Genomic DNA, 11,211 nt, shown 5'->3' on the forward strand with positions numbered 1-11,211 from the left:
AGCTTACCTCAACCAGAAAGCCTCAACGAGAATTAGTAATGGTATAATTTACGATACTTACAGAGAATACTGGATTTATTACAGCTCTACCTACGGTAAATACTATCCTTAAACTAACAACAAAAGAACGTTTGCAAATGTGGTTACACACCTTGCAAACGTTCTTTTGTTTCACGCTAAATCTCCTAACGAAATATTACTATTTTTCACCTTTATCTATTTATTTTTTACATCCGAAGGCGACAAAAGAAACCCAGGCGCCACCCTATTTTAGGGTGGTGTATAACTGGGCACTCCGGAATTTTTGCTGCTGTCGATCGGCTCGGAAATATATCGACCTTTACAAAAAAGAGACCCACGTTGGCTTAACGCTCCAACTCCTGGTCTCTTTTTCTAGCAATCTCTTTTTGTTTTTCTTGCTGACGCTCTTTTTGCCATTCTTTGAATTTCTCCAGCTGGGATTTTGCAAATTCCATCAGCACATTCAGCTGACTTTTTAACGTTTTATTTTCCTTTTGCAACTCCTGGTTTTCTTTTTTCAATCGGCTATTTTCTTTCTGCAGCTGTTCCGTTTTTGTTTTCTCTTGGTCCAGTTTCCGATCGCTGGCGATCACGGTATCGACCATATCGTCAAATCGCTTCTCATGCGACTCGATGGTGCTTTCGATGGCTTCGGTAGCCTTGGCTCTTGCTTTCAGTGCTTCAAAGTCCTCTACCGGCAATTTAACGTGGTTCCGATCAAATACAGAGGGTTTACTGACTTGCAGCTCATCGACCTTCTTAGAAGCCGTCAGGGCGTTTCTAAGGTCTTCTGTTTCCTTCTCAAGGATTTTAATCTCTTCATTGAGCGTTAACGCCTTGAAACGGCTCATTTCGATGTGTTTGCGGTCCGAAGAAATGCCCCGTTCCACTTCAAAGCCCAACGTTTGCATGTGTTTCGGGAATTCCTCTTGCATCCACTGCAATTCCTGCCGATTAAAGACATTCTTGCCCTGGAGTTTGCCGTCACGCATCGGAACGACCCCTAAATGCATGTGAGGCGTTTTCTCGTCGTTGTGAACGGTCGCATACGCGATATTTTGTTTGCCGTAGCGTTCGGAGAACAAGTTATGGCTTTCCTCGAAAAATCGTTTCTGTTCAGCCGGATCTAACCTGTCAAAAAACTTCCGGTCCGACGTCACCAGCAGCTCATTCACGAGCACGGCATCTTTTCGAGTTTTTCGCTCGCTCACTTTTTGACTTTCGATGATGGCTTTCACTTGTTTGTTGTAGTCAATTTTTTCTTGATGCAGCAAATCATAATTCAAGTGCTCACGGTCCGGATCGATGTCTGGATTCGTCCGGCTTTCCCGTTCTCGCTGGTTGTGAAATTGCATGCCCTTTAAATCCAGGCTCTTCATTTTCTGCATCCGTACCACAGCAAAACTCAACAGCATACACCCCCGTAATTCGGTCAACTTCCAGGTAAAGTATAGCACACTATACTTTATTGCATAAAGGTGTGCTCTCCGAGGGTAAGACCGAAGGTCAAAGGCAAGTGGCTGCCTCAATAGTGAGGCGCCCCCCAAAGTCAAAAGCATGGGGCCGATCGTCCTCGATGGACGTTCATTCCCCAGTAGTTCAAGAGCAAAAAAAGACAGCCGGCTTCGTCTATCTTTTCCGTAGGTCAACAGCAAAAAAGAATGGTCCGATTGCTCGGCCACTCTTTTTAAGGCTAGACAGTTCTTCTTAGTGAAAAGAACAGCCCCTACAAAATTGACGTGAAATAGTATATGGATTTGATAGGATACTGTAGATATATTTTATCCTCTTGGTGTATATTCCAAAGATATTAATCTAAACCCAGGTACCTGATTTTTTCGTTGCTCCACCAAATAGTAGGATTGCCCCCACTAGAACTCTTGTAAAACCTTACGTCTCCTTGGGCTGACCTTTTTACAAGCGTTACAGATCCGTCAGTATTGACATATTTGGTTGTTGTAGTTCCGACAGCTACCCTGTTAAAATCTGCTGCTGCTGCTTTGGCACCACCGTTATTATTATGATACATTTTTTTGCCAGTACTCGTAGTATTGTTTAACACAGCTTTAGACCTTACGCCAGACCATCCTGCTGGAGGTGTCCCTCCTCCGCACATGGGTTCGACTATTGCTTGGTTCACTTCATTGTTGCTTTCAATCTGGCTTGTAAATTCCTTAGAAACTGTCAAATCCGCCTGTGTTTCATCTTTCATACTCCATACTCCATAACATGCTGCTTGGGCATTTGGAGAGTTCCAAAGTAGAGTAAACACAGATAACGCAACCAATATACTCATAAACTTTTTCATAATCCACTTCCTTCCACACTTTGTTTTTTGAATATTCCATAAAGTTATTTCTATCGTTTTTTGGTAAATCCTTCTTTTTAAAAAAGGTTTTACCAAAAATATAAAGAAATTTATTTATAAATATCTTTTAAATTTAGGAGGGTGAATAATGACGTATAAAGATTTGCTTGAAAAAAAAGATTATTTTATTTCTTTTAAAGGGTTCCTTAAACCTGATGATAAAGGAGTTGCTATAAGAATTGCTTTATATGGGAGCCCCGATGAAACCAACTTATTAATAGAAAATCAAAACGATTTAGATGTATGGCATATAGACTTCTTCTCCTATGCTACTTACTCAGTAACATTCGAAGACTTTACTGTTTTTAATGATTCCGAAGTTTTTTTAGGTGAAGCATTTAGAATCTATCAACAATCAGATTTAATGGACTATCTAAGTAAAAGAGCAAATATTAAGTTCCAAGAATCGAATAACGGAAAGACTTATACTCACTATTCTTTGGCTTGCTTGGAACATCAAGTAGATATCGTTTCAGATCAACAACCGTCAGTAAAAAAGCTAGTTTAAAGAACACATCCAAAATCAAGTTATTAAGTTTTCTAATCTTTTGAAACTCAGGTGATGTTCAGAAAATTAGTAGCTAGAATGATGATAGGTACAAGAGATTACCGCGTAAAAAATCCGACAGTGCCCAGTTATACACCACCCCAAAATCGGGGTGGTGACGGGGTTTTACTTGTCGCCTTCGGATATCAAAAAGAGAGAGAAAAAAAAGAGAGGAAAAAGAATAAAAGATGAACCCAAAAAAGCCCGTTCCGATTTCCTCTCGTTGGGATATCAGAACGGGCTTTTGGCTTTTCTGTTTAAGAAGTGGAGGCATCTTTCGTTGTGCGTTTCTTTTTTTCGGCCAACTTTTTCAGCAGTTTCTCTTTTTCTTTATCGAGTTCCGGATTCGATTCCGATGGTTCAGCCGGTTCATCTTTGGAGGTGAACCAGTCCGGAAGTTTTTCTTCGCGTCCGGCCCAGCGTTCTTTCACTGGCTGCAGATCCGCAAACGTAATCCGTCCGCCAGCTTCGTGGATCTCCCAGGCGGAAGTAATTTTGGATTTGATGAACCCAAGTGGATTCTTCACGCTTTTTTCTTCGTTGACGTAGCGAATCAAGAATTCCAATTCTTGTTCGGCATCGTCTTGCCAAATTAGAGATGCCCCTTGATGCAGCTGCGCAAAAAAGGCGGTATCAAATTGATAGCCCTCTGCGAGTTCGTTCATTCGTATACGTAGCTTGTCTATTTCGCTCAGTTCTTCAACAGATTCAGAAATATTTTCAAGATGAGGGACTTTAATTTTCTTTTCAGGGACATGACGAATAGTAAATTCAATAGCATCGACTTTTCTACCTTTTTTGATTTCTCTGTACTGAATTAATAGATCTGTTTGCTCGTTTAATTCTTTAATTGCAGGAAGTAATATCTTATTTTTAAAGTTGCCGTAGAGATTGTATGACTTATTGGAAGCGCCCAATTTTCCTCTTAATGAATCTACTGAACATTTCCATTCAGCAACGGTTTGCCACTTTTTCATTAATTCGTAGAGCCGAATAGCATACACGCTTTTAAGCGACAAAATATTATTCAACTTGTACGAAGTAAAAGTATCTTTGAGTTGCAGTAAATAAGGTTTTAACTCAGGGGCAAAACGAAGCTGTATCACTCCAGAACCATCTACATATCTTGCGGTAGATACCCAATGAGTCATTAACCATCCTTTATCTTCTAAAGGGATCTCTACCACCTTTGTCATTAAACTTTCTACCACCCTTTTAATTTCTGTGTAGTGTTCTCTCCCCTCGAGTCCTAGCATTTCATGAAAATCGCGAACAGAAATTATGTAGTCTTTAAAATCCCCATCTGTAGGCTCAATCATGCTAACCATAGTAAGGATAATTTTTTGTTCTCGTGCAGTTAACGGCTTTTTGTGTCTAGCTTCAATCAAATTATTCCCTTGAGTTACCACATAATTTTGATTCATCAAGTCACATCCCTCAATTAATATTACTTTATTTTTAAAAAGTAATTTTTAACTCGATAATATCATTAATAAATCTATATGTAAAAGTTTTTATTACTCTTTTTTTAAATTTTCATATTTCGAATCGAAAAGGTAATAGTTTGAATCGAAAAGGTAATAGTTTGAATCGAAAAGGTAATAGTTTGAATCGAAAAGGTAATAGTTTCGAATCGAAAAGGTAATAGTTTGAATCGAAAAGGTAATAGTTTGAATCGAAAAGGTAATAGTTAAACTCCCTCAGCTCAGTCATACCAAGGGTTTCAGAGGTCCTAAAACAATTAAAACAATTAAAACAAAGTAATTAAAAACACCAACAACACGCGTACGCGCGCGCTGGTGGTGGTGGGCAAATAATAGGGACCGAAAGTGTGGCATTTCAAAACTCTTCTCGGATTGCCCTGACTTTTTCTGTAAAATCATTGATTTTACAAAAGACAAAGTGAATCGTCCTCCTGATGCATCTATAGAACACACAGAACCCCCTTTAAAACGATTTTAAGACCAAAAACGAATAGAGCTAGGGGTTCATCCTTAAAATCGATTTAACCCCCCTTAGAAGCCGTTTTTTGACAAACAAAAAAACTCCGCAGAAAAATGCTGGGAGTTTTACAGGCGAAACGCTTTTAAATTGCTCTCAATCTGTTCGTCCGTGATGCCAATGTAACGCAAGGTGATCTGCGGATGGGCATGATTCAAGATGTTCTGCAGCTCGGCAATGTCTTTGAATTGCTTGTAATGCCAATAGCCGAATGTTTTGCGCAAGGTATGCGTACCGATCCCTACCGAAATATCGACCATGTGTGCGGCTTTCTGAAGCTGCCTGTACGCTTGAATGCGCGTAATCGGTCCATTTCCCTTCCGACTGGGAAAAAGCCACTCAGCGCCCTCTAACGTACGAATATAAGCATCCAGTTCCTCGTAAATGTTGCCGAGGTGAATCGTCCGGCGTTTTCCGGTCTTTCCTTCACGCAACGATACCACTTGCTTGCCCTGGATCTCGCTCGTTTTGATGGTTAACAGATCCCCGACTCGCAAGCCAGAATTGATGCCCAGGAGAAACAAGATATAATCCCGTTCGCTGCACCATTTCTTTAGGCTCCATTTCATGTCCTCGATCTTTTCTAGCGACCGAATCGGCTGCACATCTTTAATTTCACTTTGTTTACTCATGAGAGGCTCTTTCTGACCGCTTACGGAAGAAAAGTTCGCTGATGGTATTCACCACAAATCCACTCATCAGGATCCAAAAGGAGGCATTAAATTCGGATAAGAAAATTAGAGAATAGATTGCATGCCCTAAAAGAGCGACAAGGAGAAATAAATAACTTATTTGCACGGCTTGGTTTGAACTTTTTTTCTCGGCTGGTGTCATATTTCGAAAAAACATGTGCGGTCTCCTTTTGCTCGCAGTGAGCTTAGTTTTTTAACGGATTAACTTATGTAGCGAACTACTCAAGGCATTTCGATCAAAAGAAAAAAGAGCGCCGCCAAGGAAAAGCGAACGCAGGAAACTCAAGGATTTGAATGTATCATTTTTTCTAGCAATTTCAGTTTCTTCGTTTTTTCTCAGAAAGTCAATGGAATCAGGGTTCTGAATGTAACTTAATTACACTTATGTTACATTCAAAATTCATTTTCAAAGTACTTTTTATTGAAAATTTTTCCAATAGATAATTCATTTTATGCTAAGATAACAGAAAAAACAAAATACTTATTAGGAGGACCAAAAATGAAATACCTCTTCTTATCTGTTTTTGTAGTTATGATTCTCTGGCCCATTTTAGGTCTTCTGACAGGAGATATGGATTTTAGCGGAATGAGTCTATTTGTTGGTGGGATAACATTAGGTTTCATCTTGAGAAAAGTAACTGAACCAGAACCAGATCCTGAATAAAGGAAATGGAAATACTCACTCAATGGGTGGGTATTTTTTTATGGATTTTGAATGTAACTTAATTCGCAATAAGTTACATTCAGATGTTTTATAAAGAATGTTTTTTTGAGAATAATACTCTTTTTTTATTAAAAAATTAAATTTTCTGAATATTTATATTCATTTTAATTTCTTCTATTTATTTACATGTAAAATAATGTTAATCCCCTTAATGTGCACACAAATAATGTTATGGAGGTTTTAATTTGGGGAAGAAAATTTTTGTACTTGTTATGTCATTTGTTTTAATTTTAGGTTTTGTAATTGATCTTAAAGTTGATGCTGCTGGGACAGGAGAAGCAAAAAAGCATAGTCTAAACCAATCCTCAGAAAGTGATATTTATAAAGAGGAATTAGCAAATTTGACTCAAGAAGAAATAAGTTCGAATTTCAAAAGAATCGATACTCAATACAAAATAGGCGAAGCTTTTTCCCTAAAAGATCAAACATTTGTTGAATTATACGCTAAAAAAGCTACACCTGAAGGTATAACTTTATTTGCTTCAAAAACTATTTCTGGTAGCAGGACATCTAATGGTATTACAGTGACAGTCAATGGAACGATTAAAGATGATATACAAAATATTATAAATCACAGCTTCGGAGCTTCTAACTTGAAAACCAGCACTACAGCAGGCTCTAGTAAAGTAACTTCTGTAAAAACAGTGGTTTATCACAATGCCTATGGATTAGTAGGAAGTGGAGGAGTTGGTAAAGTATATTCTGGATCAATTTCTACTTCCGGAAAAAATACAATATTAACTGCAACTAAAAATTATACCGCGGTTGTGGCCTATGCTTCGACATGGTGTACAGTTACGGTCAATCATACGGGGGGGACCTTTACAGTAAACCCTCAATAATATTAAATGTTTAAAAAGAGGAGGGTCTAACATGCTAGATACTATCGGAGTACCAGGCTTTATTATTACCACCTTAGTTTTAATAGCTTTAATCCTTTTATTTAGAAAGATTTTCAAAAAAAATAAGCAGCATTAATTTCAAAAAAACTCTCTCCCAAAATCGGGAGAGAGTTTTTTTGAAATTGAAAAGAGAGATTTATTTTACCTCCAATAAGCAGAATGAATGTAACTTAATTGCTAATAAGTTACATTCAGTTTTTCTTATAAAAGCCCAAAAGCTCTTATTGTCGGTATGCATATCGACGATAAGAGCTTTGATTTCGTGCTGCTTTAAGACGATTGTTTTCGACTTTTTTTCTGAATCAAATTAAGAAAATAGACTGCTAGTAAAATAATTGCAGTAATCACTAAAGAATAACCAGCTGTTCTGAAAAAATATTCGGAATCCGTTAATAATGCTGCTGAAGAAAGTCCGTTTACATCAGTTGTCATTATTGTGCGATCACCTAGCCAATAAGCGAGAATAAACACAATTAAAAATGAGATTCCAGCAACTTTCCAAAATTTGTTGTTCATTGTACCCCTCCTAAATAACAAATCCATATATACCAAATTGTACCATGGATGTGAATGTAACTTAATTCACAATAAGTTACATTCAAATTCGTTGTTTTTAGATGTTTTGAAGAGTATTAAAAAATTGTATTTCAAGGGATTTATGAGTTTGAATCATCAAATGCAGCATATACTTTATATTTATTTTCCGCATTTTCATCCTTGGTATATACTCTGCAGTTTTCGATGGCAGCTAATCTAAAAGCTAGAGCATAAGCTATTTTATAGTCAGGAGTACTATAACTATCATAAAGCCTTCCGTACATTTCATTTGCAATTGAATCAGCCCATACATCAGCTTCACGCATCGTATCGAATATGATCTCCTCTTCTTTGCATCGACTCATCGCATTTTCATCTCCAGTATGAAAATTTATTTTACCGTGTGCCTTTCTTGCTTGATCTGAATGTAACTTATCTGCACTTAAGTTACATTCAGATTGGCTGAAATAGCGCACTCTATTTGTTCCAGATCCTGGCCCATAAACCGCGGGTGTCTTTTTTAGGCGTGACCGTTTCTGGTTCGCTTTCTGGCTGCTGTAAGGATGATTCTGGTGAATCTAGCTCTGGTTCTTCGGGCGTTGGTGCAGCTAGTTGCTTCTGATTCTCTTCTATCCGATCCAGTTTATGCTTCATTTCTTCCAAGACTTCCACAAACAAAGAGTCACGCTTTCGCATCTCTTCTTTCAGACTTCGGTTCTCTTCTTCAAGGTCTTCCAATTTCTTCAAGATAACGGCTGTCGCGACGTCGTCATGACGCCGCGGCGGTGTGCTTGTGACGCCGTTTTCTGGCGTTATTGTAGATGCACCTTTTAAGCCTTCAGCAGCTTCTCTGACAGCATTCTCGAACGTTATGTCACCGCTTTTTGTGACCGTCATAGACTCCCGTAGCGCCGCGACCTCTGTGACGGTGTAAATTCGGCTATTACTTTTGTTTCTTTTGAAGAGAATACCTTCCGATTCAAAGCGAAGGCTGTATTTTCGTAACGTTGAAGGAGAAATATTTAATTGCTTACATACTTCGCTGGGGGTCATCATCAGTCGCTCACCACCTCTTTTGTTTCATGTTATAAGAGTTCGATCTGCCGTGCATCTTCTTTTTCAATAAAGGTTCCTAGAAATTAAGAAAGAAGATGCTGCAGGCCAGCACCTTCTCCATTTTCTATTATCGGACTTCCGATAATTCGGGATATGTAGATTAAACTTGATTAATGGAAGACGAAGCCTTTTCAGCTGGTGTGAGTAATTTCATACTTTCTCCGCATACATCGGTTTTTTCTCATACCGGTATGCCAGAACTGCATTTGCTATGGCCAATATCACAGAAAAGACACCCAGGAGAACGATTCCAGTTCCAAACGTCGCATTGGCATTGCTTACATCTTGCAGGATGTAACGTGTCACCACATCTCCACTTGTCAAATAAGTGAATGGATTCAAATGAACAATGGAATGAAAACCATCGATGGATCGGAAAACTATCGGCGAACCGATTACCACAACAAGAGTAATTAATAAGTTGACTAAGTTGTTTTGGATGAAAAAGCTGATCAGCGAGATAAACAAGACCACGACAAGTAATCCCAGGAACTGAAGAATCAACATTTTTACAAGAACGACCCAGATGGGGGAAGTTTCCGGCAACTCTGTTGAATAAAGCAAAACCGGATATAGGACGTTGCCAGTACCTTTCACAAGGCTGGCTATCATAAAACTGGTAGCCAGCGTGAAGATGTAGATTGTTCCAGCTAACAGGCTGCTGAACACAATTCGTTTGGCCGTCAGGCGCCTAAAGCGCATTGGCAACAAGGTTTCAATATTGATTCCTTTTTTTACCGCGCTCAGAAAAACTTCAGTCAACAGAACAGCTAAAATTAAGACGAAAAATATTGGGAAAAGTGAATCCATCACCCGAAAGACGTAATTCAGTCCGAAAGTTTCGTATCCTACAGTATCCGGCTCTTGTTTCAGTGCATGTAACTGTTCGTACGTTTCGATCTCCCCTTTTAGGACTACAACATGTTCAGGTGGGAATAGGGAGCCTCCCGCTTGTTCATTTACTTCTACGTGCCGTTGCAATACGTTGATGGAATACCCTAAAGCTTCATCCCATTTTTCTTCCTCCGCAAATGCAAGGGCTTTCTCTGACCACATTGATTGCTCAGCTACATCTTTATAGCCGGTTTCAAATGATGCAACTTCATCGGCTGAGTACTCTACATCATCATTTAATAAGCCGACGTAATACTCTTCCAGGTCCTTCGTTTGTTGGTGATGGTCTCTTATAACGCTTGTATAGCTAAAAGAATCCCCGGTTGTACTGTTGATCACATACAGACCGATAATAGCTGACAACAAAAGAAGCAACGGAACGGAAGTGGCTCGATTTTTAAGGGTCTTTTTTAAGAGAAATCGATAATAATTCATCCTTATTCCACCCCTTTTTTCATAGTGGAAAGAATTAATGAGCCATTTTCCATTTCGTACATGTAATCGCAGACCGCATATAAACTATCATTCTGGTGAGAAGAAAATAAGATGCATGCCCCATCCTCTTTGGCTTTCAATAAATATGCTTCAAACTTCTTCAGGCTATTGGCGTCCAGGCCAATTGTCGGCTCGTCGAGCAGCCAATAATTGGCCCCACTCACACCATACATGGCAAGCAAGACTTTTTGTTTCATGCCAAGCGAATATTTTTTGATGGGCGTCTTGATGTACGACTCCATTTCCCAAAAAGAAATGATCTCAGCAATTGAAACATTAGATCGCTTCCACATAGCGTGCGTAAACTGCAGATAATCTTGCCCTGATAAATTGGGGTCAAACCATTCCACCGTTTCAAAATAAAACAACTGTTGTTTTACTTCCAACGCAGAAAGTGTTCGGTTATCGTCTTGGATGGAAATCGATCCTTGAGGTTCACTTCTTAATCCGCTAATTGTTCGGAGAAGTGTGGTTTTCCCACTGCCATTGCGGGCAGACAAGCCATAGATTATCCCTTTCTTTAATTGCATAGTGGCTCCGTATAGTAACGTTTCTTTTGTTTTTAGCTGAAGATCGCTCAGTATTAGCATAAATTTAATTTTTCTCTCCTTTTATTTTGAATTTTCAGTATTTTTTACTATTACTGGTAGTATAATGGAAAATGGAAGGAAAAGATATTGCCTTAGATATCTTTTTCAACTAAAAAGGAGGAGGAGATTTATGTTGAAAGAAAGACTGAAAAAGCTTTTATCAAGTTTAATGGTTGTTGGTGTGCTGACTGGTGGTCTGTTTTTCGTTGGTGGTGAAGAAGCTTCTGCTAAACAAGTAATAAGAAGTGTCGACTATCAAATAAACACACTCACCGGCAGTCGAGGATCAGCCTACAACTACATTTATTTTACTGTTCCTGATTC

13 protein-coding genes are annotated in these 11,211 nt (G+C 38.8%); 4 read left to right on the top strand and 9 right to left on the bottom strand.

The features are described from left to right. Nucleotides 1-365: 365 nt before the first annotated feature. Nucleotides 366-1,430: a MobV family relaxase gene (gene mobV, locus QMA09_RS17165; RefSeq protein ID WP_356779654.1), complete on the bottom strand. Its 1,065-nt coding sequence runs from the start codon at nucleotides 1,428-1,430 to the stop codon at nucleotides 366-368. Nucleotides 1,431-1,831: 401 nt separating this feature from the next. Next, nucleotides 1,832-2,329, bottom strand: a complete 498-nt coding sequence (locus QMA09_RS16525) for a hypothetical protein (protein ID WP_290213904.1) — start codon at nucleotides 2,327-2,329, stop codon at nucleotides 1,832-1,834. Nucleotides 2,330-2,477: 148 nt separating this feature from the next. On the opposite strand from QMA09_RS16525, the gene QMA09_RS16530 reads away from it, so the two are divergent. After that, nucleotides 2,478-2,897, top strand: a complete 420-nt coding sequence (locus QMA09_RS16530) for a hypothetical protein (RefSeq protein WP_290213905.1) — start codon at nucleotides 2,478-2,480, stop codon at nucleotides 2,895-2,897. Between the two features lie 296 nt (nucleotides 2,898-3,193). Here QMA09_RS16530 and QMA09_RS16535 read toward each other — a convergent pair whose 3' ends face one another. Both QMA09_RS16535 and QMA09_RS16540 read right to left on the bottom strand, forming a co-directional pair. Next, nucleotides 3,194-4,360: a replication initiation protein gene (locus QMA09_RS16535; RefSeq protein WP_290213906.1), complete on the bottom strand. Its 1,167-nt coding sequence runs from the start codon at nucleotides 4,358-4,360 to the stop codon at nucleotides 3,194-3,196. Nucleotides 4,361-5,005: 645 nt separating this feature from the next. Beyond that, a complete protein-coding gene (locus tag QMA09_RS16540; RefSeq protein ID WP_290213907.1) occupies nucleotides 5,006-5,569 on the bottom strand; it encodes a site-specific integrase in 564 nt (187 codons plus the stop codon). A gap of 559 nt (nucleotides 5,570-6,128) precedes the next feature. Here QMA09_RS16540 and QMA09_RS16545 point away from each other — a divergent pair. Together QMA09_RS16545 and QMA09_RS16550 are read left to right on the top strand one after the other, a co-directional pair. After that, nucleotides 6,129-6,293 carry a hypothetical protein gene (locus QMA09_RS16545; protein WP_290213908.1) on the top strand — a complete coding sequence of 55 codons (165 nt, stop codon included), beginning with the start codon at nucleotides 6,129-6,131 and terminating at the stop codon, nucleotides 6,291-6,293. A 245-nt stretch (nucleotides 6,294-6,538) separates the two neighbouring features. After that, on the top strand, nucleotides 6,539-7,195 hold the full coding sequence (locus QMA09_RS16550) for a hypothetical protein (protein ID WP_290213909.1): 657 nt from the start codon (nucleotides 6,539-6,541) through the stop codon (nucleotides 7,193-7,195). A gap of 330 nt (nucleotides 7,196-7,525) precedes the next feature. Here QMA09_RS16550 and QMA09_RS16555 read toward each other — a convergent pair whose 3' ends face one another. From QMA09_RS16555 to QMA09_RS16575, 5 genes are all read right to left on the bottom strand, one after another. After that, nucleotides 7,526-7,771, bottom strand: coding sequence for a hypothetical protein (locus QMA09_RS16555; protein WP_290213910.1), 246 nt, complete (start codon nucleotides 7,769-7,771; stop codon nucleotides 7,526-7,528). 140 nt (nucleotides 7,772-7,911) lie between these two features. Next, the gene (locus tag QMA09_RS16560) at nucleotides 7,912-8,157 is read right to left on the bottom strand and encodes a hypothetical protein (RefSeq protein WP_068870671.1); all 246 of its coding nucleotides are present in this window, start codon (nucleotides 8,155-8,157) and stop codon (nucleotides 7,912-7,914) included. Nucleotides 8,158-8,269: 112 nt separating this feature from the next. After that, the gene (locus tag QMA09_RS16565) at nucleotides 8,270-8,848 is read right to left on the bottom strand and encodes a MerR family transcriptional regulator (RefSeq protein WP_290213911.1); all 579 of its coding nucleotides are present in this window, start codon (nucleotides 8,846-8,848) and stop codon (nucleotides 8,270-8,272) included. Nucleotides 8,849-9,058: 210 nt separating this feature from the next. After that, nucleotides 9,059-10,237 (bottom strand): hypothetical protein, encoded by a 1,179-nt coding sequence (locus QMA09_RS16570; protein ID WP_290213912.1) that lies wholly within the window; start codon nucleotides 10,235-10,237, stop codon nucleotides 9,059-9,061. 2 nt (nucleotides 10,238-10,239) lie between these two features. Beyond that, nucleotides 10,240-10,887: an ATP-binding cassette domain-containing protein gene (locus QMA09_RS16575; protein WP_290213913.1), complete on the bottom strand. Its 648-nt coding sequence runs from the start codon at nucleotides 10,885-10,887 to the stop codon at nucleotides 10,240-10,242. 130 nt (nucleotides 10,888-11,017) lie between these two features. Here QMA09_RS16575 and QMA09_RS16580 point away from each other — a divergent pair. After that, nucleotides 11,018-11,211 (top strand): hypothetical protein (locus tag QMA09_RS16580; protein ID WP_290213914.1); only part of this gene is annotated, 194 nt, incomplete at its 3' end.

This window comes from Planococcus sp. APC 3906 (assembly GCF_030407685.1).
GTDB lineage: Bacteria > Bacillota > Bacilli > Bacillales_A > Planococcaceae > Planococcus > Planococcus koreensis.